Origin of the sequence: Mesorhizobium album (assembly GCF_033977205.1) — a bacterium.
Taxonomy (GTDB): Bacteria; Pseudomonadota; Alphaproteobacteria; order Rhizobiales; family Rhizobiaceae; genus Mesorhizobium; species Mesorhizobium album.
In genome coordinates this window covers 17,097-40,134 of the sequence record NZ_JAVIIW010000019.1, presented here as the reverse complement: position 1 = coordinate 40,134, position 23,038 = coordinate 17,097, and the positions used below count along the sequence as shown (strand labels likewise).

The window sequence follows — 23,038 nt, the reverse complement described above, 5'->3', positions numbered from 1 at the left end:
ATCCGTTCTGCTGTGTGGCGACCTTTGCCTAGACGCACCCGTCGTGAGCGACTTCCGCCCGGCCTGGCCGACCGTTCGGCGCGGAAGTCGTTCCACCGTGGACAGTCTTAGTTCCAGCCGATCAGCCACTTCCCGCCATCCGGCGTGATTTCAGATGGCGGAGAATCCTCCGTCGACAGACAACTCCAGCCCATTCACGAAGCTGGAATCGTCGGAAGCAAGAAACACCGCGGCCGCCGCAATTTCCTCAGGACGCCCCATCTTTCCCCGCGGGATCAGGGATTCGAACATCCGCTTCGCCTCCTCGGTGAGAACTTGGTCCTGCATCGGCGTGGCGATCGGCCCCGGGTGCAGCACGTTCACCCGGATGTTCCTGCCCTTCAGCTCGTTTAGCCACCCGCGTGCGAATGCGTGCAACGCCGCTTTGCTCGCCGCATACACGCTGTAACCAGGAAAACCCTTCACCGAAGCAACTGATCCGGTCATGAAGATCGATCCGCCATCGTTGAACAGCGGCAACGCCTTTTGCACCGTGAACAGCGTGCCGCGCGTATTCAGCCCGAAGGTCGCATCGAAATGCTGCTCGGTAATCTCGCCCAGTGGGACGGCTTCGCCCGTGCCGGCGCTCGCATACAGGACGTCGATCTTGCCCTTTTCCCGCTTGACTGTATCGAACAGGCGGTCGAGGTCGTCGAGATTGGCCGCATCGCCGCGCACGCCGGTCACGTTCCGGCCAATCAGCCTGATGGCCTCGTCGAGCGCCTCCTGCCTCCGACCCGTGATGAAAACGTAGGCGCCTTCTTCAACGAACCGCTTGGCGCTCGCCAGCGCCATGCCGCTCGATCCACCTGTGATGACTGCAACCTTACCCTCAAGCTTTCCCATGACTTTTCCTTTCGTGGTGTCGGGACAGCATCTGCCTCCGAGAACCTCGAAATGGGTCCGCCGGCGTTGGGTGTTGAGTGCAGAAGCGCGCATATCGGTGGTGCGGAATCGATCCGGCTGGATGACTGACGCCAGCCGCGACGATCGGTGTCTGCCGTTCGGAATTGGGCCGCGCTTGTCGGCATGGGCTATGATGACCGCCCGTGCTACTCGAATACGAGATGCTGTTCGATGTGTTGGACACGGGCTTTGGAAGGCGCACCCCGGCGGTGCTGGACTGCACCATGATCGACTGGGATGACGTTCGCTACTTTCTTGCCGTCGCGCGCGCAGGCTCGGTGCGGGCTGCCGCCGAGCGCCTCGGGGTGAACCACTCGACTGTGCTGCGACGCATCGCCCAACTGGAGGAACGGCTCGGGGCGCACATGTTCGAGAAGCTGCCTTCGGGCTACCGCCTGACGGCTGCGGGGGAGGAGGTCCTCGAGCTCGCCGACCAGATGGAAGCGTCGTCGCACCAGCTGGAGACGCGCGTCTTTGGCCGCGACCAGAGAGTACGCGGGCTTCTGCGAGTGACACTGGCACCGCCGCTGGCGACCCACCTGCTCATACCGGACTTCTCCGATTTCGCGCGTCTTTACCCGGACATCGAGATGGAAATCTTGTCGTCCGGCGAGCTGGCAAATCTGACCAACCGAGAGGCCGACGTCGCGATTCGCGTCGTCTACGACCGCAAAACCCTGCCGCTCAATCTTCACGGTCTGAAGGGACCGGATGTATTCGGCGGTATCTACATGTCCCGCGATCGACTGGTCGCGTGGCGTGCGGGCGCGCCTGATCCCATCCGCTGGATCGTCATAAGCATTCATGGAATCCCGGACTGGGCCAACGAGGGTGAGGTTCGCACCGCCGAGGTTCCGTTCAGGGTCACGGATGCCGAGGCGCAGATCGTCGCGGTGCGGCAGGGGCTCGGGATGACGACGCTGCCGTGCTTCGTGGGAGATGCCGACCCCCTGCTGGCGAGGGTGCCGGGTACCAACCTGCACATGTACGGAACGCTCTGGCTTCTCACACAGGGGGAGGCACGCAAGACGAAGCGCGTGCGGCTCTTTACGGAGTTCGTATTTCGCAGGCTTGCCGCGTACGCTTCGCTTCTCGCCGGGCTGTCCCTATCGCGCGACTGACGCGCGGCGGGTCGCCGGCGACGCTTGCAGTGGACAGGTGCCCGCAGGCGAACATGCCCGGAGCCTCGGAGCGCTTTGGTTGATGCGCTGGCTGGCCCGGACTACCGCACCATTGCCGCGTTCCGGCACGACATCCGGAGGCGTTCATGACGCTGTTCCCAGCGTCTCATCGTCGAGCTTGGTATCGGGCAGAATCCGCTTAAGCTGTGTGTCCTCGTCCTCCAGCGCCTCGGAGACATCCACCCCCCGAAGGAGCCTCTACACCAGCGGCTTTATCCCAAGTCGCTGGCCATCCATCCCAACCGAGTCAGTACCTAGGCCAGGGGCGCCGCAAGACGACGCCCCCCGTGGTGTGCAGGTCCGCTGCAACCTGCCTCGAAATGCCGCCTCCGCAGCGGTGGACCAAGTCGCTCTTCCAATCGAGAACGGCTTCGATGCGACCCCTCCGTGGCGCGACCGCATCGGCGCGGCCTGGGATCGGTACGATCTCGCATCGGGAAATCTGGCAAGAGTTTCGACCGCCTTCGCGCCTCCCTTTTGCCGAGCGGCAGTGATCTGAAAATAGTTCACAAATACAGACAATCAGGATTCTCGACGGTCGTATCGGCTGGGAGCTGGTTCTCCTCAACACATCGAGCGGCTAGTTGTCTGTGCCTCAATTTTGAGCATCAGCCACCTCCCGACCTGGCTAGAGCGCGATGGCTTAAGCAACTACGCTTCAGACGCCAGATGCAACGGGGCAGGAAGCGTATGGACCGGAGAATCCGTGAGACGACCGGCGCTCGGGAGTTGCCCGGAGAGCCCGCGAACAGGCGATTTCACTTAGTCCAGGCGGCGCCAGTGGCCCGCAACATCGGAGCGGAGGCTCGCGGACTGATCACGTCGGGCGAGGGGACGTACGTTGTCGACGAGAACGGTAGGCAATTGATAGACGGTCCGGCGGGTATGTGGTGCATCAACGTTGGACACCGTAACGAGATCCTAGCAAACGTTATGCGCGACCAGGCGATGGCGCTCACCTATTCTACGCCTTGGTACACAAGCAATGAGCCGGCCGAAACGCTAGCGGAAATGCTCTCGGCCAGAGCACCGGGCGACTTGCGCCACGTGTTCTTCACGACAGGCGGATCATCGGCCGTCGAGACTGCAATTCGATTGATGCAATTCTACAACAACGTAAGGGGCAAGCCTCAGAAGAAGCTACTTATCTCGCGTCAAGGCAGCTATCACGGCTCCACCCACCTAACCGCATCCCTCAACGGCCGCCCCCGCGATCATGACTGGATGGACGGCGTCGATCTGGTGCGCAAGCTCAGCAGCCCGAGTGTGTTCCACGGGGCGCAGGGGCTCTCTGTCGAGGCGTTTGAGGACCATCTCGTCGACGAGTTCCGTCGACTGATAGAGCAGGAAGGTGCGGACCGTATCGGCGCCTTTATAGCGGAGCCGATCCAGGCAAGCGGCGGTGTGCTCGTTTCACCGGCTAACTACCTGAAGCGCATGCATGCACTTTGCCGCCAGAATGATATCCTCTACATCTCCGATGAGGTCGTAACCGCCTTCGGGCGGCTCGGCCACATCTTCGCCTCCGAGGATGTTTTCGGGATACAGCCTGACATGATCACCTTTGCGAAAGGTGTTACTTCCGGCTATTTCCCACTTGGCGGCGTGATGGTGTCGGCTCGCATCTTTGACGAACTTCGCAAATCCGATCACCCTAACGCGACGTTCGTGCACGGGTTGACATATTCGAGCCATCCGATTGGTTGCGCTGTGGCGATCCGCAATATCGAACTCCTCGAAGACGGTCTGCTTGAGCACGCGCGTGAGGTCAGTCCGTATTTCCAACATCGGCTAAAAACGTTGGAAGATCTGCCGCTTGTGGGAGAAGTGCGCGGAATGGGGCTCATGGCGGGCGTTGAGTGCGTTGCTGACCCATCGGCTAAGAATCCTCTCAACCTCGATCTAGCAGTCGGCAAACGCATAGATTTCCATTGCCAACAGAAGGGGCTTTTGGTGCGCCCCCTCATCAACATGTGTGTGATGTCGCCCCCACTCATCATCACCCGAACTCAGATTGACACAATGGTCGCGGTGTTGCGTGAGGGGATCGCATCAACCGCGAATGATCTGATAAACGAGGGGCTGTGGCGGCAACCTTGAAGCCGTCTTGATCGGCTGGCATGGCATGCCGTTCGGTCTCAGAGCGAGGGCCGTCCCTTCCGGGTTCGCGAAGGGGTCTCGCCAAAGAGCTCTCGGTAGCGACTAGCAAAGCGGCCCCAATGGAAAAACCCCCAATCCATGGCAATGTCGGAGACTTTCCTCGTCGAATCGCGTGCCTGGATCAGATCGCGGCGGGCGCCGTTTAGCCGAAGTGTCATCAACATCTGATCGAGCGGGACAGGCGCCAGTTTGGCGCATGCTCCTCTAAGGGAACTGGCCGGAATCCCGAGATCGCGCGACAGTGAGGCTACCGAGTGGACGTCATTCGGCGCCGCGTGCAACTTATCTCGTACCAACCTGTAGGTTCGTTCAGCATCCAAGACATATGGCAGTTCACGACGGTTGCTGTACTGGAAAAGAATCTCAAATCGGTCCTTTATGATGTCGGCGAGTATCGAAAGCACTTGAGGCGTCAGTTCGGAGCCTGATGCTCGGGAAAGAGCCAGAAGCGACAAAAGCCATTCGGCCAGAAATCTCGCGTGCTGCCCGGCCGAACCGACGAAATGTCCCGAATGAACGCGCTGCTGTTCCGTGAGCACTGCTCTGCAATCCAGTACGAGCATCAGCAAGTCACTATGGGCATCCATAAACCCGATCCGGTCGGTCCAATTCAATGCGAACCCTGAGCCGGTAAATATTATGTCGCCATGCGCGAGCTCTGTTCTATCGAGCTTAGGGTAGTAATAAAAAATGACGCGGTCTTTGGGTGCTGAGAAAATTTGTTCAGTCTCAACATTTATCATCTCGCGAATAATTTGCACGCCTGGGAGGAGCATGGCGGATAATTGACCGCTATATCCACCCTTCGATATTTGGCGGTATTCCTGCCGCCAACCTGGCAAGGATGCCTCTTGTTCGACAGCGTCGTGAAATTTCGCTTCGAAGTACATAGGTTGTTGTGTCCTCCTACACTTAGCAGAACCACCAGCTGAGGCGGAAGGCTGTCTCCCACCCGTCCATCCCGCCGACGCCAACCCACGGTAGGATTATGCGAGCATCCACAAAGATCACCCACCCACCCCATTGCCCGCACCGTGCTTGCCTGGGTGGATGGCTCGCCTTGAGTATCCCGATTGGAGGACCGCTCTTGTCTCCAGGCACCATAGGTAAACGCTACTGTAGATTATATGTTGCCAGAATCTCAGCTCCCGATAACGCAGATTTTGCTGCAGCCATCGCGGTAGGCAATTCAACAGTGATGAAATAGCGGGCCTCACTTTCAGTGGCGCCGCCTTGCACGAGAGCCGCGCTTTCCGCCAGATATCCCCCGGCAATGACAGCGGCCAAGGCGCGGAGGAGCGGCATTGCAGCCGCGAGCGACTGGACGCTATCGGGCGCTTTGGATAGCGTCTTGGCCAGTTCCGATATCTCAGAAACAATACGGCTTGCGAGCGGTTCGCCGGCAACGATCGTCAGACCCTGTTGGCTGGATTTCAAGGTATCAAGCAGCGTTTCGCCGTCTTCGAGACGTAGCTTTCGCGAGACAAGATCAATGGCCTGTATACCATTGGTGCCCTCGTAAATCGGCAAAATACGAGCGTCGCGATAGAGCTGCGCAACGCCCGTCTCCTCAATGTATCCCATTCCGCCGTGGATCTGAATTGCACTTGAGGTTACTTCGACCGCTATCTCCGTCGAGTAGGCTTTGGCCAACGGCGTCAATAGAGAAGCCCTTGCATGCGCGAGCCGTCTGTCATCAGCTGATTTTGCTCTCAGGCTCCCGTCGATCGAAGAGGCGGTTGCCATACAGAGCAGACGTGCAGCAGCGGTCTTGGCCCGCATTTCAAGCAGCATTCGTTTGACGTCAGGATGACGAATTATTGCGCTCGCGCCTGCTCGCTGATCCGGAACGCTTCCCTGGCGCCGTTCCCTTGCATAGGCGACCGACATCTGCGTGGCCCGCTCTGCAAGCGCAACTCCCTGGACGCCCACAAGAAGCCTCGCGTTGTTCATCATCGTGAACATACAATTGAGGCCGCGGTTCTCTTCCCCGATCAGCCATCCTTTCGCGCCTCCGTTGTCACCATAGGTCATGGCGCAGGTCGGTGAACCGTGTATGCCGAGCTTGTGCTCGAGCGAATGGCAGCGCAGGTCGTTGTGTGTTCCGTCAGGCAGAAATTTGGGGACGAGAAACAGGGAGATTCCCCGCGTACCCGCAGGCGCATCGGCAAGTCGCGCCAAGACCAGATGCACGATGTTCGACGCGCAATCGTGCTCGCCGTAAGTTATGAAAATCTTGCTGCCGGTGATGGAGTAAGTGCCGTCGCCCAAGCGTTCCGCCCGGCAGCGTAGATCCGAAAGATCGGAGCCAGCCTGCGGTTCCGTGAGGTTCATGGTACCGGTCCATTCTCCGGACACGAGCTTGGGCAGGTAAAAATCTTTGAGGTCCTGGCTGGCATGCGCCGCAATCGCTTCGATGGCACCTGCCGTCAGAAGCGGGCAGAGAGCAAAGGCCATGGATGCCGAGTTCCACAGTTCGGTACATCCCACGGCCATCAACATGGGAAGGCCTTGCCCGCCATGGTCGGCGGGGCCTGCTAAACCGTTCCAGCCAGCTGCGCACCAGTCCCGATAGGTTACACGCCAGCCCGGAGGCGTGGTGACCTTCCCGTCGTTGATGGATGCAGGAAGCCGGTCGCCGACCTGGTTCAAGGGGGCGATACGTTCGGCGGCAAAACGTCCTGCCTCGGAAATGATGGCTTGCGCATCATCGAGAGAGAGGTCGGCATAATGAGGGGCGCCGAACTTCCCGGCGCTCTGCATCGCCAAGAGAATCTGGGACACAGGCGGTTGATAGGTCATCTGTCACCTGGTCCCTGGTTCGAGACGCTCGGTCTTCCTGGAAAAGAAGGCCTCGAGCCGCTCCCTGATATCCGGGTTGGTTTGCACGGCTGCGGCAAGCAGGCCTTCTGCAAACAGGCCGTCCGTGGTGGACATGTCATTGATGCGGGATATGCCGGTCACGATGGCAAAATTGGTGGTTGGGGGATTGGAGGCAACCTGCGCAGCCAGCACCTTGGCACGGGCGAGCGCCTGGCCGTCGCGAACCACTTCATGGCATAGGCCAAGATCTAGCCCGCGTCGGACGTCGTAGGTCCTTGCCGAGAGCATCATGTCGATCATGCGCGCCGGCGTGATGATGCGGGCCACGCGTACCGTGGCGCCACCTCCCGTGAAGATGCCGCGCTGGCCTTCCGGAAGAGCAAAGAAGGTACTCTCCTCTGCCACACGGACATGGGCCGCCGCCGCCAGTTCGAGGCCGCCGCCCACGACTGCCCCCTTGAGCGCGGCTACCACAGGGATGCCGCTGAATTGAATGAGGTCGAAGGTTCGGTGCCAGCCTTGGCACATCGTCATGAATTCGACTGGAGAGCGGTCCTTCTCATAATGCTCCCGCAGATCTAATCCGGCGCAGAAATGGGCGCCCCTGGCCGAAAGCACGAAACACCGCGTGCCCTTGGGTGGCGCCCGAAACACGTTTTCGATCTCCATCAGCATGTCTTCGCTAATGGCGTTGCGCCGATCCTCGCGTGCCAGCGTTACGATTGTTACAGCGCCTTCCGTCTCGATGGTGATGTACTGTTGTTTCATCATGCAAAAGCCTTGGCCCGCTCCCGTAATTTGTACTTTTCGATCTTTCCCGTCGAAGTCTTGGGCAAAATCTCAAAGAAATAATGCTTTGGTACCTTAAAGCCGGGGAGACGTTCCCGGCAGAACTGGTGCAGTTCATCCGCGGTGGCAGTTGCACCAGGCTTGAATTCCACGAAGGCGCAAGGCGTTTCGCCCCATTTGATGTCGTGCTTGGCCACGACAGCGGCGGCGCTGACAGCCGGATGCCGATACAGAACGGATTCCACCTCGATCGAGGAAATGTTCTCACCGCCAGAGATGATGATGTCCTTGATTCGGTCCTTGATTTCGAGAAAACCGTCTGGATGCTGCACGGCGACGTCGCCAGTGTGGAACACCCCGCCTCCGAAGGCAGCTTCGGTGGCCGCTTCATCCTTGTGATAGCCTTTCATGATCGTGTTGCCGCGCAGCACGATCTCGCCCATCGCGCTGCCGTCCTGGGGCAGGCCCGCTCCGGATTGAGCGTCCCAAATCTCAGCCGATTCCGTTGTCGGAAAGCGCACTCCCTGGCGCGCTTTGATCATCGCGCGTCTCGTAAAATCCAAGCCGTCCCATGCCTGGTCCCAGACGGATTGGACGACATGGCCGTAGGTTTCCGTGAGGCCGTATACTTGCATCACATCGAAGCCCAAGGCTTCGACTTTCTCAAGAATGGCCGCAGGCGGCGGCGCTCCGGCCGTCATGACCCGAACGGCATGCGGCAGCGTAAAAGGTTCGGCTTCGGCAGCCTCTACCAGCATGCCGAGCACGACCGGCGCCCCGCCAAAGTGGGTCACACCGAAGGCCTCGATGGCCCCGAAGATCGCTTTGGCCGAGATCTGCCGGCAACAGACGATCGTCGCGGCAAGGGCGGTCATAGTCCACGCATGCCCCCAGCCGTTGCAGTGGAACATAGGCACTGTGTAAAGATAGGTCGGATGCCCCGACAGTCCCCAGCCTGCGATTGTGCCCAGTGCCATGAGATAGGCGCCGCGATGATGGTATAGCACGCCTTTAGGCCGCCCGCTGGTGCCGGACGTGTAGTTCAGGCACAGGGTCTGCCATTCGTCAGCCGGCAGCAGCGGCACGAAGCCGGCGGCTTCGGACTGAACCAAATCCGCGTGGCGGATGCATCCGGCCGGACCATCCCCAGGCCCGCCCAGATCGATGAAAGTGGGCATGGCGCCCGCGATGCGTGCAAGTGCCGCCTCGGCCAATGGCCGGCATTGCCTGTCGACCATCAACACGCGCGCTTCCGCGTGGTCCAGAATGTAGGCAACAGTTTCGGCATCGAGCCGGATATTGATGGTGTTGAGGACCGCGCCGGCCATCGCGACGGCGAAGTGTGCCTCGAACATCTCAGCCGTGTTGGGGGCAAGGACCGAAATGACGTCCCCTGGCTTAACACCCAAGCGGATCAAGCCCGCCGCCAGAGCCTCGCAGCGGCGGCGCACTTCCAGCCAGGTGAAGCGACGTTCCTCATCGATGATTGCCACGCGATCAGGGTAAAGATCAGCCGTGCGGTAGAGAAATGAGATCGGGGTCAACGGCACGTGGTTGGCAGCCCGAGGTCGGAGATAAGGCGCTTCGTCAATCATAGGAAAGGAAGCTCCACCAGCCGCGCGGCCATCGAACCGTTCGCGCGATCGACGGTGACTGTCGTTCCGGCCTTTACGGCGGTCGATATCAAGGCATATCCGATGTTGGCCTTCATTCGGGGCGACCATGTGCAATGCGTCATCACGCCAACCCTGGTGCCCTGGAAGGTGATGTCCTCACGCTTGGAGCCAAACGGTATCGGCATCGAGGCATCGAAAATGAGACCCAGTTGGTGCCGCTTCGGTCCCTCGGCTTCAATCTTTCGGAGTGCTCCGATTCCGACAACATCGTCCGGAACGCCGAGATCAACATACTTGCCGAGCCGAACTTCGAAGGGATTGGTTTCGTCGTCGGTGTCGCCTCCCACCGACACAAGTCCGCTCTCCGTGCGTTCCGCAGTTGCCGGGGCGCCAGGGCCGATACCCCAGGGCTTGCCTGCTTCCTTGAAGATGTTCCAGAGCTTCGTGCCCTTCGTCCCATCCCTCAGATAGATCTCAAATCCGCCTTGTTTGGACCATCCCGATCGCTGCACCGCTATCGGAATGCCTTCGATCTCGGTTTCCTTGAACCAGAAGTACTTCAGCGCGCGCACCCAATCGCCCAGGACATGGGCTGCGACATCCTCGGCCTTGGGTCCCTGCAGAGCCATGGGCGAGACATCGGGTTCGGTAATCTCGACATTCAGCCCGCGTTCGGCCGCGATGGCACTTGCCCAAAGCCAGATGTCGCTGTCCGCAATCGAGAGCCAATAGAGGTCGTCGGAGAGCTTCAACAAGATCGGGTCATTGATAATCGTGCCGCGATGGTTACAAAGCGGCACATATTTTCCTTGGCCAATTTTACAGGTGGAGAGATCTCGCGGCGACAGGATTTGTGCCAGCCGTCCTGCGTCCGGTCCCTTGAGCTGCACTTGGCGTTCCACACCGACATCCCATTGCGAGACGCCGTTGATCAGCCGCCAGTATTCTCCCTCCGGGTCGCCGAACGATGTCGGCATGATCATGCGGTTGTAGACATTCGCAGCCACCATTCCCTCCGCGACGGCGGCTTCAAAGAAGGGCGATGGACGGACGCGGGCTGTTGGGAAGAACGAGAACATTGGATCCCTCGGGCTGCATTATCGGCGGTAACTGCCGCCTACCTCATCGGGGACGGCTCTGATCTTCGGAAGTGGGACTCATCTCGTCCCGCATGGGGCAGTTGAGCCTTGAATGTCTCGGCATCGAGTGTTGCGTCAAACAACCGTTTCGCAGACAATGACCACGTTTCTGTTATACATAGGTTGGAGATGACTCATGCAGCTCGATCTGCCGCCTCTCATTTGGCTGCGCGCCTTCGAAGCCGCCGCGCGCCACCTCAGCTTCACCGATGCTGCCAAAGAGCTAAATCTGACTCAGGCTGCCATCTCCAAGCACGTCAAATCGCTCGAGCTCAGCCTGCGGCATCAGCTGTTCATCCGCCACCCTCGCAGCCTGCAATTGACCAAGACCGGGGAGGCCTACCTGCCGAAGGTGCGCGACGCATTCGAGCGTCTGGCTATCGGTACCCGAGAGGTGTTCGGTGGGCGCCGAGCGAAGGAGCTGACCGTGCGATGCGCGGTGTCGTTTGCGGTCAATTGGCTGGCGCCCCGCCTACCGGAATTTCTGGACTGTAATCCCGACAAGAATGTCAGGATAATCTCAAGCGTCTGGAACGATGCCTTCGACACGGACGTCTTCGATCTCGACATTCAGTACGGCACCGGCGGCTGGAGCAACGTCCGGAGTCATCGTTTGACATGGGAGACCATCACGCCCCTCTGCGCCCCTGGCCTCGTCGATAAGCGACCACTGAAGCGGCCCGACGATCTGCGGGAACACCGGTTACTGCATGTGCTCGGATACCAGGAAGGCTGGGGGATCTGGCTGAATGCCGCCGAGGCAAAGACGGTCGACCCCGGGCAAGGCTTGCAACTCGACACCTCTTTAACGGCATTCGAGATCGCGGCAGAAGGTGGCGGCGTGGCACTCGGGCGGTTGTCGGTTGCCAATCGAGAACGGAAATCTGGCAGACTGTTCGCGCCATTCGATCTCGAAGTTCCGATTGACGAGGCCTTTCACCTGTTGGAGCCCCTCGGAAGGGGCCTGCATCCTGACGCCGCGCTTTTCGTCGACTGGCTGCTCGACGCCGCGGTCCGCGATCGCGTCACTATGTGAGGTATCGGTTCGCAAGCCGAGGGTATCTGGCGGTCAACACCGCTGGACTGGCCCGAGCAGCAAATTCTGCGTCACCAAGATAAGCAGGCGGAGCGGCAAAGGGTTTCAGAGGTGCCTATTGCGAGTAGTGCAAGGAAGCCTCGGGTTGGACGAGATGGTTATCGAAGTAGCTCAAACGCCGACGTGTCTCAACTGCAGAGGAAGGATGCTCCACCCCGTCAGAACTCGGAGTATTTGCGGGTTGCGTTGCACCTTTGGTACCTTGCACCGCGAATGGCCGGGGCGCTAAATCCCCAGAGCAATTCCGTCCTTCCTTGGTTCCGACGCGCCGGTCAAAGTGCCGTTCTCCCAATCGATCCGGATCGCCTGAGCGCCGCCGATCGGCTCATCCGCTGGAGAAAAAGTGAAGCCTCTACGTTCGAGCTCGGCTTTGGTCGCAGCGTCAATCTTATGCTCTGTCTCCACTCTTGTTCCGTCGGATGTCGGCATCAAGCGCGGCAGATTGATCGCCTCCTGCAGGTCCATCCCGTAGTCGAGCACCTTGGAGATCAGATGGGCGTGGCCGAGCGCCTGATAGTAGCCACCCATAACACCGAACGACATTTCTACTCTGCCGTTGCGCGTAACCATTCCGGGGATGATCGTGTGAAGCGGCCGTTTCGATGGCCCGATTCGATTGGGATGGCCGGGCTTGAGCGAGAAACTCTGGCCGCGATTGTGCAGGATCACTCCCGAGCGAGGCGAGACGAGGCCGGTGCCGAAACTGTCAAAGGTGGAGTTGATGAAGCTTACCGAATTCCGATTTCGATCCACGACCGAAATATAGACGGTATCGCGATGAAGTGGCATTTCGAAGGGCGGCAGGTCTGTCAGCGCGTTGCTCAGGTCGATCATTCCCGCAAGCCTGTCCGCCAGTTCGTCGGACAGCAGGTGGTCGACCGGGACGTCCGCCTTATCTGGATCGGCGATCCAGGCGTCGCGGGCGGCATAGGCAAGGCGCGTCGCCTCGATCTCGACGTGCAGCCGGTCAGGCGACTGCGGATCCCCCTCGGCGTGGAAACGATTCAGGATATTCAGGATCAAGAGAGCGATGATGCCTTGGCCGTTCGGGGGACATTCATGGACCGTGTAGCCGCGGAAATCGGTTGTCACCGGGGTAACATACTCGCCGCGCGCATTCGCGAAGTCGTCCAGCGTGTGGAGCCCGCCCAGCGAGTTCAGATAGGACACTATTTCCTCGGCGACCGGCCCCTCGTAGAATGCGACGCGTCCCTCGGCAGCAATGCGTTTCAGCGTACGCGCCAGCTCCGGCTGACGGTGAACCTCGCCTATCTTTGGCGCCGTTCCGCCGGGAAGGAAGATTCGCGCAGCCGTGGCGTCGGCCGCGAGCAGTTTTTGTTCGAGGGACCAGTCGCGGTGAACGCGGGGAGTGATCGCGTAACCCTCCTCGGCAAAGCGGATCGCGGGCGCGAGCAGGTCGGCAAAGGGGAGACCGCCGTGATCGGCGTGCAGGCGTGTCCACGCGTCGATCGCCCCGGGGATCGTTACTGCCGCGGGCGACTGGCGCGGCACCTCCGTCAGCCCCCGCTCGTCGAACCAGTCGGCAGTGAGGGCCGCCGGCGTGCGGCCGGACCCATTATAGGCGATGACCTGATCAGAGCCATCGGGCGCATAAAGCGCGAAACAGTCGCCGCCGATGCCGGTCGAGCCCGGTTCCACGACGCATTGGACTGCGCAGGCTGCAATGGCGGCATCCATGGCGTTTCCACCCGCCTGCATGACCTGCAGCGCGGTTAGGGTGGCGGAAGGGTGCGAGGTCGCTGCCATCGCATGTCGCGACACGGCAACGGATCGCGTCGGCTTCTCGAAATCGCGCATTTCGTTAGTTCTCCTCGTCATTGCGGCGAGACATGTCTCAGGATCGAGCCCGATAGGGAGTGAGCCGGATTTCCAGCGCGTTCAGTGCCGAGATGATTGTGAAATTGAGGGCGAGATAGATCGTGCCGGCAGCCACGAAGACCTCGACGGCGCGATAGGTCTGCGAAATAAGCCCCTGCGCGATCCCGGTGACCTCCATCAGCGTGATGATCGATGCAAGCGACGTGCCCTTGATCATGAGGATGATCTCGTTGCTGTAATTCGGGATCGCCTGGCGCAGGGCCAGAGGCAGCACAATCAGGCGCAGCGTGAGCAGCTTCGACATGCCGGAGGCTGTAGCGGCCTCGGTCAGTCCGCGCGGCACAGCCTTTATTGCGCCGCGCAGGATCTCGCTTCCATAGGCAGCTTCATTGAGACTGAGCGCGACGATGGCGCACCAGTAAGGCTCGCGGAACAGCCACCAGATTCCGATCGCCTGGAGCGACGGCCGAAACTGGCCGAGACCATAATAGATGAGGAAGATCTGCACCAGCAGGGGTGTTCCGCGAAAGACTGCAACGAAGGCACGGATGGGCCATACCACGATCCGGCGATTTCCCTGTTGGGCGAGCGCGAGCAGCAACGCCATAAGGAAACCGATGCCCATCGAGGCTGCAGTAAGCTGCAGGGTCAACGGCAGGCCAGCAAGCAGGACGGGCATGATCTCGAGAAAGAAGGCGAAGTCGATCACGCGTGGACCATGCCTCTCCAGGCCCGCGCCTCGCCATAACGGAAGACGGAAGCGGTCACGGCGGCGATGACGAAGTAGAGCGCGGCGGCCGCAATATAGAAGATGAAAGGTTCTCGCGTCGAACCTGCTCCGATCTGCGCCTGGCGCATCAGTTCGACGAGGCCGATGACGGAGATCAGTGCCGAGTCCTTGAGCACCAGCTGCCAGACATTGCCAAGCCCCGGCAGGGCGTGGCGCATCAGTTGCGGCACGATGATGAGGCGTAGCGATTGAAATCGGGACAGGCCGAGCGCCTTGCAGGTCTCGAACTGGCCGCGATCCACGGCCTGGTAGGCGCCGCGATAGACTTCTCCCTGATAGGCGCCCGATATGATGCCGATCGCCAAGACACCGGTGGCAAAAGTCGGCAGCCCGACGAAGCCGGCGCTGCCAAAAAACTTGCCAATCTGCGTCAGGGCGATGCTGCCGCCGTAGTAGAGGAGGTATATCGTCAGCAAGTCGGGCACACCGCGAAATACTGTGCCGTAGACATGGGCGAGCCAAGCGGGGACGCCGCGGGACGAGAGGCGACCGGCCGCCGCCGCGGAGCCGAAGGCGGCGCCGAGGATAAAGCCGAGAACGGACAGTGCAAGCGTAACACCGGATGCGACAAGCAGAGCGGCTCCCCAGCCGCCCTCTTGCAAGCCCAAAATATGCATAGGGTTGGTCATGTAAATCGCAGCCTTTCAGCGCGCTGCCCGACGCCAACGGCTTGCGCCGCTCCGCCGGGCAGGTCCGCCCGCGCCTACTTGACCGGCGTCACATCCGTCCTCACCCATTTCTCTGAGATACGCTTGATGGTACCGTCGGCGATTGCACCGTCGATTGCCGCATTCAGCATCTCCTTGAGCTTGGTGTCTTCCTTGCGCAGCCCCGCACCGGTTCCGCGGCCGAAAAGGCCGCCCACAAAGCCCGGTCCGGCGAGGGTGTAATCGGCAAATTCAGGTTTTGAGAGTGTCGCGGCGAGCGCCGTCCGCTGCGCAAAAAGAGCATCGACCCGGCCGGCGGCGAGGTCGAGATCATGTTGCTCGGTGGTCTTGTACTCGCGGATTTCCACCGTGTCGCCGAAGTACTTCTTTACGAAATCGAGCATCATCGTGGCCGCCTGTACGCCGACCACCTTGCCCTTCAGCAGCGGCTTCAGCTTCTCGATCGCGGCCATGGATGCAGCCTCGTCGTCCAGATTGAACTTCTCCGCGGAAAAACCGAGCTTGCCAAGCTCGCTGTCCTTGGCGACGGCGAATCCGCCCGGATCGACGGCGTAGGGCTGGGTGAAGTCTATGGTCTCGAGCCGCTTCGGTGTGATGAACATCCCGGCCATGATCACATCGAACTTGCCGACCTTAAGCGACGGAATAAGACCATCCCAGTCCTGGGCAATGATGGTGCATTTGATCTTCATCCGTGCACAAAGATCGTTAGCAAGCTCGATCTCCAGGCCGTCAAGCTTGCCGTCTGCGTTGGTGAAGTTCCAGGGAGCGTAGGCGCCTTCCGTCGCGATGGTTATCGCCTTCGGCGCGTCTTGTGCCAAAGTGGCGTGGGTGAAGACGAGCATGCTGAATGCGGCCGCAATCGCGGCCAAACGACAAATTTTCATTTGGTTCCCCTTTTTCATTGGCTGACTGGCCATTTCTGTCCGGCTGGCGTGCGTCACCGGCTCGGACCCACAAACTCGGCCAGCAACGGTGCTGTCCCGAGAATATGATTTTGCATAACCTCTTCGGCATGACGTCCGTCGCCGGAGCGCAAAGCCGCGATCACCGCCGCGTGCTCCTCGCGCGCGGAAAGCGGCTTATGAGCGTCGTCGAACCAAATCCGCATGTATGGTTCTATCACCACGTGCAGCGCCGAGATCTGGTGGATGAGCTTGGGCCTCCTGCTGAGTGCACAGATCCGGCCATGGAATTCCTGATGTCGCACCACCCAGTCGCTGCTGCCGCTCTGCCCGGCGCGTTCCATGCGATCGAGTAGGTTCTCGAATTCTTCGAGCGCCTCCTCATCGATCCGTGGCATCGCCAGCCTGACAGCGAGTCCTTCCAAAACCGAACGTATTTCGAAGATCTCGTAAAGCTCATCGACCGTGAGGCCAGCCACGACACATCCCCGATTGGGGCGCAGAACGACCAGTCCGTCGGAAGCCAGGCGCCGAAAGGCTTCCCGCACAGGCATGCGGCTCATACCGATCTCGGCAGCAATCTCTTCGGGGATTAGCCGTTCACCCGGTTTGTAACGACCGAGGCGAAGCGCCCGCTGAAGATGCCTGTACGCCTCCTCCTCTGCAGTGGCGGACATGCGTGGCTCGACGGAGAAGGCTGCTGGCACTTGGCACCCGGAAAGTATTTTTGTATCCACGTATTATCAAATCCGGATTTGGTTGCAGCGTCAATACCCGGTAGCGGAGCGGGGAGGGGAAGGAAGGTAGGGCGATCATCGGCTGCTTCGCAGGCACGGGCAGCCTTTTGCTCCCAGCAGGTTGCTCACAAAGTCGGCCGCCTCGATTCGGCGCCCGATGGAAATGACGGTTTGCGCGTGACCTGCATCAGCCGCCTGCCCGAATTGCCAGCCAGTACATTTGGTGCAATCTGCTTTTCATGAAGATATCGGGGTCCGATCTCCATCTGTTTCGCGTTTTTGAAAGCGTGGTTCGCAATGGCGGCATGTCTGCAGCACAGATGGAACTGTCGCTCAGCCAACCTACGATCTCCAACCATCTGACCGCGCTTGAACAACGGCTTGGCGTGAAGTTGTGCGAACGGGGGCGGCGCGGGTTTTCGCTCACGGAGGAAGGGCGGCGGGTTTACGAAATCAGCACGGAAATTACCGGGATGCTGGAAGCCGGTTCGGCACGGCTTTCGCGTGTTAGAAGCGCTTTGGCGGGAAAGGTCGGCGTCGGCATTGTCGACTGCTTAGCGACCGACCCAAGTTTCCGGCTTTCCGACGCTATTGCCGAGCTTTCCAAAGCTGCGCCGGAAATCGAGCTAGATCTCAAGATCATGCGCCCCAACGACATAACGAAGGCCGTGGCGGAAAACAAAATAGACATCGGAATAGGTGGCTCCGACATCAAAGTCGCAAGCGTGCAATACCAGATCATCTACCAAGAAGAGCACGCTGTATTTTGCGGCTCGACGCATCCTTTGTTTTGCCGAAATGACGAGACGATTACGAGTGCGGAATGCTACGGCCATCCATGGGTACACAGAGGATATTGGTATGGTATTCGGCGTCACCGCTTCGACACCGCAGCCGCGAACCGGGTAACCTTTGATATTGAGGCGCAGCTTCTGATGGTCCTGTCAGGCGCCTACCTCGGGGTCCTGCCGATACATTTTGCCAGCATGTTCGAACAGCAGGGGCGTCTTCGCCGACTTCCCATAGCCGATGAGGCCTATTCAGCCGACATCGAGGTCGCCACGCGAACAGGCGAGCAGGCCGCCAACGTCGCCTATGTCCGCGACGCGATCATCAGGGCGCACCGGATGCATTTGTAAAAACCAATGTATCCGTTCTCTGAATGATATTCTTGCCATGTCGATAGAGGTCTAGCCTCTCGTACGGCTGGCGATGCGCCGCGCAAAAATGCCACCTGCGGACTTCCCTGCCAAACGTGCAACTTCGACGTGGTCGCCACGTCGGGTGTCGATATTTGGCCTTAAGGTATGGAATGAGCACGGACGCTCTGCTGCTTCGCAACCTTCCCAATTTTTCGCCGGAAGCGACAAGGCGCCTCGTGGCAACCCGGTACGGGATCGAGGGGACGTACAGGCAACTGGCTTCCGAGCGTGATCTGTCGTGGCGGATCGAGGGCACCGATGGCCGCGACGTCGTCGTCAAGATATCGAATATAGGCGAACCTGAAGGCGTCGTGGATATGCAGGTCAAAGCCCTGAACCATATCTTCGAGCGCGATCCGGCCCTGCCGGTGCCTCGCATTGTTCCCTCCCTCGCTGGCGCCCCATATGAATGGATCGAGGACGAGCGCGGCTGCCGGCACATGGTGCGTGTGCTTACTTTCCTTCCGGGGAAGGTCATGGAGCAGGTTGAGGAAGCCTTTTCCGCCGCCACTCGGTTCAACATAGGAGTGATAGTAGGACGGCTTGCCTATGCGCTGCGCGATTTTTTTCATCCCTACGCAGGCAGCAATGTGCACCTCTGGGACATTTCACGCGCCCTGGCCCTGCGCCCGCAGATAGCAAAGATCTCCAACGTCAGGCTTCGGCAATTGTGCGAGGAAATCTTCGAGCGCGCCGAGCGCTTTACCCTTCCGCAATTGTCGAAGACGCGTCGCCAAGTCGTGCATCAGGATTCGCATGGCGGCAATGTCCTTGTCGATCCCAATGACAGCACATCGCCGGTGGGTATCATCGACTTTGGCGATATGGGCCACAATTCCATTGTCGCGGACATTGTGACCGCTTCCGAGACATTCTCGAAATTCGATGACGACCCGATCGCCTACCTTTGCGACGTGACATCAGGTTTCGATTCGATATACCCGCTTGAAGAAAACGAGATCGATCTCCTTTTCGATGCGCTCCTTCTGCGCCTCGCCATGGCCACTGTCATCGTGGAAGCGAGAGAAGCCACGGATGAATCCGGCATCCCGCATATCGACAACGCCGGCCACTACCCTCGGATGATGGAGTTGCTGAGCCGTCAAGGTCGCGCACAGGCGGTCCGCCGGCTTCGTCAGGTATGCCGGTTTCCGGTGTATGGCGCCATCAGCAACGATGGCGAGCATCTCGCATATGCCTATGACGTGCTCAGGCACGAGCGCGAAGCTCACCTGGGACCGATATGGCATTTCTACAACAAGCCATTGCACATCACCCGCGCTCACGGAGCCTGGATGTATGCCGCCGATGGCACCGCCTATCTGGATGTCTACAACAACGTCCCTCAGATCGGTCATTGTCATCCGCACGTGGCGAAAGCGATCTACCGCCAGGCCAGCGCGCTGAACACCAATACGCGGTATATGTGCGACGTGGCCGTCGAGTACTCGGCGCGCCTGACCGCCGACCTGCCTGATCACCTCGACACCTGCATCTTCGTCAACTCGGGCAGCGAAGCCAACGACCTGGCGATGCAGATAGCCATGTCACTCAGCAGGCAGGACGGGGGGCTGATAATTGACCAAGCTTACCATGGATGCACCGAGCTCACGACGTCCCTCTCCAATGAAAGCTGGCGTCATCTTCCCGCTGACAAGCATCCCAAACGCATTGAGACCCTGACGGCCCCGGATATGTATAGGGGCCGTTTTTCCCGCGACCCCCAAGCAGCAGCGAAATATGCTGCCGACGCCGACAAGGCGATAGCCGCCTTGCGCGAAAGAGGCCACGGGCCGGCGGCATTCATGGTCGACACCGCCCTATGTTCGAGCGGGGTGCTGCGGGCGCCTGAAAACTATTTCAATCTTGTCGCGGAAAAGGTCCGATCGGCGGGCGGGTTCGTCATTGCGGACGAGGTGCAGGCCGGTTGTGGCCGCATGGGAACCTTTTGGGGGTTCCGGGCAAACGGGCTCAAGGACGACAACGTCGACTTCATAACGATGGGCAAGCCGGTTGGAAATGGCCACCCTCTCGGCGTTGTCATTCTCAGCTCGGCACTCATGAAGCGGTTCCTCAATGGCACCTACCCGCAGTTGTTCAGCACCTTCGGCGGCAACACCGTCGCATGCGCGGCCGGCATGGCCGTGCTGGACGTCATTGAGCGAGAAGACCTGATCAGGCGGGGCGCCGCCATCGGAGATTATCTGCGGCAGGAGCTTAGGCGTCTGGCTGAACGGCACGCCATCATCGGCGACGTACGAGGACTTGGAATGATGACTGGCGTGGAACTGGTGACGGATCGTCTCACAAAGGAACCGGCCGTGACACAAGCCGAGTGGCTTGTCGAAGACATGCTTGCCCGAAACATCCTCATAGGGAAAGGCACGCCCAACACCCTCAAGCTACGCCCGCCACTGATCTGGTCGCGAAACGAGGTCGACATTTTCGTCAGCGCTTTTGACGACAGCTTGAGAAGGCAGCAATGAACCCTGCCAGGGACTCATCTGGAATAACGAGTGACAAGCTGGCCTTCAGACAATCGGGAACGATCGTCAGGTCAATAATGCTCTCATTGCCCTCGAGAATGGAGCAGCAGACCTGCCGGCAGGATGGCAGGCTGGGCCAAACAGGAGAATCTTCATGAAGAAACAGCTATTCGGACTGGCTGTCACGATGACGGCTGCCCTGTTTTCCGCAGGCGTCTCGTTGGCACAGGACAAGGTCGTCAACGTCTACAACTGGTCTGATTATATCGACAGTTCCATCCTTGATGATTTCACCAAGGAGACCGGCATCAAGGTCGTCTACGACACCTTCGATTCGAACGAAATTCTTGAGACCAAGCTGCTTGCCGGCGGCTCCGGCTATGACGTGGTGGTTACAACCGGACCTTTTCTGGCCAGGCAAATTCAGGCCGGCGTGTTCCAGAAGCTCGACAAGCCCAAACTGCCGAATCTCAAGAACATGTGGCCCGAGGTGATGGCGCGCCTGGCCAAGTATGACCCGGGCAATGAATATGCCGTCAACTACATGTGGGGCACCACCGGCATCGGCTACAATGTAGATAAGGTGAAGGCAGCGCTCGGCGACGTGCCGATCGACAGCTGGGATGTGCTCTTCAAGCCGGAGAATGCGGCCAAACTAAAGGACTGCGGCATCAATATCGTCGATGCCCCGGAGGAGACTATGGCCGTTGCCATGAACTATCTCGGCAAGGATGGCGACAGCAAGAACAAAGAGGACCTCGAAGCCGGCGGTGGCATCTACACGAAAATCCGGCCCTACGTCCGCACCTTCAACTCCTCTGCATATATCAACGATCTGGCGAATGGCGATAAATGCATCAGCATCGGCTGGTCGGGCGACGTGCTGCAGGCCAAGAACCGCGCCAAGGAAGCCAACAACGGGGTCAAGGTCGAATACCTGATCCCTAAGGAAGGCACCTATATGTGGTTCGACAACCTGGCGATCCCTGCCGACGCCAAGCATGTCGATGAGGCGCACGCCTTCATCAACTACCTGATGCGGCCGGAAGTCATTGCCAAGGCAACCAACTATGTCCAAACAGCCAACGGCAATCTCGCCTCGCAGAAGTTCATCGACGAAGCAGTGTTGAAGAACCCGTCGGTTTATCCGACGCAGGAGACGCTGAAGAAGCTTTTCACGATTTCTCCGTACGGGTCCAAGGAGCAGCGCGTACTCACCCGCCTCTGGACCCAGATCAAGACGGGCAGCTAAACGGGATATGGATGGGGCGGTCACCGCCCCATTTTTTCCAGCGACGCCTCTGCGTGAAGGTCTGCCGCCATCTGATGGCCATGCGACAGACGAATGGCGGGGGGACATGCCGGAATCTCTTGGACCGGTAACGCGCAGATTCACGCCCGCGGGCGGATCCGAATGCGGAGCCATCCATATCAATCGCCGATTTTGCTTCTAATTAAAATTGGGAGGAACAATGCCGTTCCCAGATCTGATCCAGCCCGAACTGGGCGCTTATGTCAGCAGTGTCGGCATGCCGGGCGACTTTGCCCAATTCTGGACGTCGACCATCGCCGAGGCCCGCCAGGCCGGCGGTGAGGTCAGCATCGTGCAGGCGCAGACGACACTGAAGGCGGTCCAGTCCTTCGACGTCACGTTTCCGGGATACGGCGGTCATCCGATCAAAGGATGGCTGATCTTGCCGACGCACCACAAGGGGCGGCTACCCCTCGTCGTGCAGTACATCGGCTATGGCGGCGGCCGCGGCTTGGCACATGAGCAGCTGCATTGGGCGGCGTCAGGTTTTGCCTATTTCCGAATGGATACACGTGGGCAGGGAAGCGACTGGAGCGTCGGTGAGACCGCAGATCCTGTCGGCTCGGCCTCGTCCATTCCCGGCTTCATGACGCGTGGCGTGCTGGATAAGAATGACTACTATTACCGACGCCTGTTCACCGATGCTGTGAGGGCGATAGATGCTCTCGTAGGGCAGGACTTCGTCGATCCCGAACGCATCGCGGTTTGCGGTGACAGTCAGGGCGGCGGTATTTCGCTCGCCGTCGGCGGCATCGACCCGCGCGTCAAGGCTGTCATGCCTGACGTGCCATTTCTGTGCGACTTTCCGCGCGCTGTGCAGACTGCCGTGCGCGATCCCTATTTGGAAATCGCTCGTTTCTTGGCGCAGCATCGCGAAAAGAAGGCGAAAGTCTTTGAAACGCTCAACTATTTCGACTGCGTCAACTTCGCCCGGCAGTCTAGGGCGGCGGCGCTGTTTTCGGTGGCTCTGATGGACGAAGTGTGCCCACCCTCTACAGTTTATGGTGCATTCAATGCCTACGCGGGCCACAAGACCATCGTCGAATACGAATTCAACAATCATGAAGGTGGGCAAGGCTACCAGGAGCGCGAACAGATGGCCTGGCTCGGCGGGCTGTTCGGTGTCAGCTGACGTCAGCGGCTAAGCACGTTTCGCTGGTTCCAGGCACCTTCGCGTCGCAGATCCGCTCCGGCCAAGTGCATCCCAATTGCCCGGCGTGGAGCAGGCGGCCTTTCTTGCGTTCCACCATCGTCCCCAGTTTCGGACCTAGTGAGTGCGCAGAATGCCTGCGCTCTCCCTCCTTTGGCTGGGAGGGAGAGCGCTTGTGAACAAGCTTCTCGGTTGCCGCT

At 59.7% G+C, this 23,038-nt stretch carries 18 protein-coding genes; 7 read left to right on the top strand and 11 right to left on the bottom strand.

What is annotated here, in order from left to right; translation table 11 throughout:
- Positions 1-150: 150 nt before the first annotated feature.
- Complete coding sequence (locus RFN28_RS17105; RefSeq protein ID WP_320288471.1) at positions 151-885, bottom strand: SDR family NAD(P)-dependent oxidoreductase; 735 nt, start codon at positions 883-885, stop codon at positions 151-153.
- Between the two features lie 284 nt (positions 886-1,169).
- Between RFN28_RS17105 and RFN28_RS17100 the strand changes: the two genes are divergently transcribed.
- Positions 1,170-2,066, top strand: a complete 897-nt coding sequence (locus RFN28_RS17100) for a LysR family transcriptional regulator (RefSeq protein WP_320288555.1) — start codon at positions 1,170-1,172, stop codon at positions 2,064-2,066.
- A 750-nt stretch (positions 2,067-2,816) separates the two neighbouring features.
- A complete protein-coding gene (locus RFN28_RS17095) occupies positions 2,817-4,226 on the top strand; it encodes an aminotransferase (protein WP_320288470.1) in 1,410 nt (469 codons plus the stop codon).
- Between the two features lie 38 nt (positions 4,227-4,264).
- Here the strand turns inward: RFN28_RS17095 and RFN28_RS17090 are convergent, their stop codons facing one another.
- The 5 genes from RFN28_RS17090 to RFN28_RS17070 form a co-directional block, all read right to left on the bottom strand.
- Complete coding sequence (locus RFN28_RS17090; protein ID WP_320288469.1) at positions 4,265-5,176, bottom strand: AraC family transcriptional regulator; 912 nt, start codon at positions 5,174-5,176, stop codon at positions 4,265-4,267.
- A gap of 223 nt (positions 5,177-5,399) precedes the next feature.
- A complete protein-coding gene (locus RFN28_RS17085; RefSeq protein ID WP_320288467.1) occupies positions 5,400-7,088 on the bottom strand; it encodes an acyl-CoA dehydrogenase family protein in 1,689 nt (562 codons plus the stop codon).
- 3 nt (positions 7,089-7,091) lie between these two features.
- Positions 7,092-7,880 (bottom strand): crotonase/enoyl-CoA hydratase family protein, encoded by a 789-nt coding sequence (locus tag RFN28_RS17080; RefSeq protein ID WP_320288466.1) that lies wholly within the window; start codon positions 7,878-7,880, stop codon positions 7,092-7,094.
- Entirely contained in the window at positions 7,877-9,493 is a 1,617-nt protein-coding gene (locus tag RFN28_RS17075) for an AMP-binding protein (RefSeq protein ID WP_320288465.1), read from the bottom strand. The genes RFN28_RS17080 and RFN28_RS17075 overlap by 4 nt, the downstream gene beginning before the upstream one ends.
- Positions 9,490-10,593: a glycine cleavage T C-terminal barrel domain-containing protein gene (locus RFN28_RS17070; RefSeq protein WP_320288464.1), complete on the bottom strand. Its 1,104-nt coding sequence runs from the start codon at positions 10,591-10,593 to the stop codon at positions 9,490-9,492. Before RFN28_RS17070 ends, RFN28_RS17075 begins: the two co-directional genes overlap by 4 nt.
- Positions 10,594-10,789: 196 nt before the next feature.
- Between RFN28_RS17070 and RFN28_RS17065 the strand changes: the two genes are divergently transcribed.
- Positions 10,790-11,689, top strand: a complete 900-nt coding sequence (locus RFN28_RS17065; protein ID WP_320288463.1) for a LysR substrate-binding domain-containing protein — start codon at positions 10,790-10,792, stop codon at positions 11,687-11,689.
- 285 nt (positions 11,690-11,974) lie between these two features.
- Here the strand turns inward: RFN28_RS17065 and ggt are convergent, their stop codons facing one another.
- The 5 genes from ggt to RFN28_RS17040 form a co-directional block, all read right to left on the bottom strand.
- Entirely contained in the window at positions 11,975-13,567 is a 1,593-nt protein-coding gene (gene ggt, locus RFN28_RS17060) for a gamma-glutamyltransferase (protein ID WP_320288461.1), read from the bottom strand.
- Between the two features lie 37 nt (positions 13,568-13,604).
- Positions 13,605-14,297, bottom strand: coding sequence for an ABC transporter permease (locus RFN28_RS17055; protein ID WP_320288459.1), 693 nt, complete (start codon positions 14,295-14,297; stop codon positions 13,605-13,607).
- Positions 14,294-15,007, bottom strand: a complete 714-nt coding sequence (locus RFN28_RS17050) for an ABC transporter permease (RefSeq protein WP_320288457.1) — start codon at positions 15,005-15,007, stop codon at positions 14,294-14,296. The genes RFN28_RS17055 and RFN28_RS17050 overlap by 4 nt, the downstream gene beginning before the upstream one ends.
- Positions 15,008-15,081: 74 nt before the next feature.
- Positions 15,082-15,933, bottom strand: a complete 852-nt coding sequence (locus tag RFN28_RS17045) for a transporter substrate-binding domain-containing protein (protein WP_320288554.1) — start codon at positions 15,931-15,933, stop codon at positions 15,082-15,084.
- A 53-nt stretch (positions 15,934-15,986) separates the two neighbouring features.
- Positions 15,987-16,628 (bottom strand): GntR family transcriptional regulator, encoded by a 642-nt coding sequence (locus RFN28_RS17040; protein ID WP_320288456.1) that lies wholly within the window; start codon positions 16,626-16,628, stop codon positions 15,987-15,989.
- Between the two features lie 299 nt (positions 16,629-16,927).
- Between RFN28_RS17040 and RFN28_RS17035 the strand changes: the two genes are divergently transcribed.
- The 4 genes from RFN28_RS17035 (at position 16,928) to RFN28_RS17020 (ending at position 22,820) form a co-directional block, all read left to right on the top strand.
- Positions 16,928-17,827, top strand: coding sequence for a LysR family transcriptional regulator (locus tag RFN28_RS17035; protein ID WP_320288455.1), 900 nt, complete (start codon positions 16,928-16,930; stop codon positions 17,825-17,827).
- A 173-nt stretch (positions 17,828-18,000) separates the two neighbouring features.
- Positions 18,001-20,376, top strand: a complete 2,376-nt coding sequence (locus RFN28_RS17030) for an aminotransferase class III-fold pyridoxal phosphate-dependent enzyme (protein ID WP_320288454.1) — start codon at positions 18,001-18,003, stop codon at positions 20,374-20,376.
- A 154-nt stretch (positions 20,377-20,530) separates the two neighbouring features.
- Positions 20,531-21,628 carry a polyamine ABC transporter substrate-binding protein gene (locus RFN28_RS17025; RefSeq protein WP_320288453.1) on the top strand — a complete coding sequence of 366 codons (1,098 nt, stop codon included), beginning with the start codon at positions 20,531-20,533 and terminating at the stop codon, positions 21,626-21,628.
- A gap of 220 nt (positions 21,629-21,848) precedes the next feature.
- On the top strand, positions 21,849-22,820 hold the full coding sequence (locus RFN28_RS17020; RefSeq protein WP_320288452.1) for an acetylxylan esterase: 972 nt from the start codon (positions 21,849-21,851) through the stop codon (positions 22,818-22,820).
- Positions 22,821-23,038 lie beyond the last annotated feature (218 nt).

Bases quoted from the DNA above. Each gene is read 5' to 3' on its own strand.
- RFN28_RS17030 (WP_320288454.1), top strand. From the start codon at position 18,001: ATGAGCACGGACGCTCTGCTGCTTCGCAACCTTCCCAATTTTTCGCCG.
- RFN28_RS17095 (WP_320288470.1), top strand. From the start codon at position 2,817: ATGGACCGGAGAATCCGTGAGACGACCGGCGCTCGGGAGTTGCCCGGA.
- RFN28_RS17070 (WP_320288464.1), bottom strand. From the start codon at position 10,593: ATGTTCTCGTTCTTCCCAACAGCCCGCGTCCGTCCATCGCCCTTCTTT.
- ggt (WP_320288461.1), bottom strand. From the start codon at position 13,567: ATGCGCGATTTCGAGAAGCCGACGCGATCCGTTGCCGTGTCGCGACAT.
- RFN28_RS17100 (WP_320288555.1), top strand. From the start codon at position 1,170: ATGATCGACTGGGATGACGTTCGCTACTTTCTTGCCGTCGCGCGCGCA.
- RFN28_RS17105 (WP_320288471.1), bottom strand. From the start codon at position 885: ATGGGAAAGCTTGAGGGTAAGGTTGCAGTCATCACAGGTGGATCGAGC.
- RFN28_RS17045 (WP_320288554.1), bottom strand. From the start codon at position 15,933: ATGAAAATTTGTCGTTTGGCCGCGATTGCGGCCGCATTCAGCATGCTC.
- RFN28_RS17065 (WP_320288463.1), top strand. From the start codon at position 10,790: ATGCAGCTCGATCTGCCGCCTCTCATTTGGCTGCGCGCCTTCGAAGCC.
- RFN28_RS17020 (WP_320288452.1), top strand. From the start codon at position 21,849: ATGCCGTTCCCAGATCTGATCCAGCCCGAACTGGGCGCTTATGTCAGC.
- RFN28_RS17075 (WP_320288465.1), bottom strand. From the start codon at position 9,493: ATGATTGACGAAGCGCCTTATCTCCGACCTCGGGCTGCCAACCACGTG.
- RFN28_RS17085 (WP_320288467.1), bottom strand. From the start codon at position 7,088: ATGACCTATCAACCGCCTGTGTCCCAGATTCTCTTGGCGATGCAGAGC.
- RFN28_RS17080 (WP_320288466.1), bottom strand. From the start codon at position 7,880: ATGATGAAACAACAGTACATCACCATCGAGACGGAAGGCGCTGTAACA.
- RFN28_RS17050 (WP_320288457.1), bottom strand. From the start codon at position 15,007: ATGACCAACCCTATGCATATTTTGGGCTTGCAAGAGGGCGGCTGGGGA.
- RFN28_RS17040 (WP_320288456.1), bottom strand. From the start codon at position 16,628: ATGTCCGCCACTGCAGAGGAGGAGGCGTACAGGCATCTTCAGCGGGCG.
- RFN28_RS17025 (WP_320288453.1), top strand. From the start codon at position 20,531: ATGAAGAAACAGCTATTCGGACTGGCTGTCACGATGACGGCTGCCCTG.
- RFN28_RS17090 (WP_320288469.1), bottom strand. From the start codon at position 5,176: ATGTACTTCGAAGCGAAATTTCACGACGCTGTCGAACAAGAGGCATCC.
- RFN28_RS17035 (WP_320288455.1), top strand. From the start codon at position 16,928: ATGAAGATATCGGGGTCCGATCTCCATCTGTTTCGCGTTTTTGAAAGC.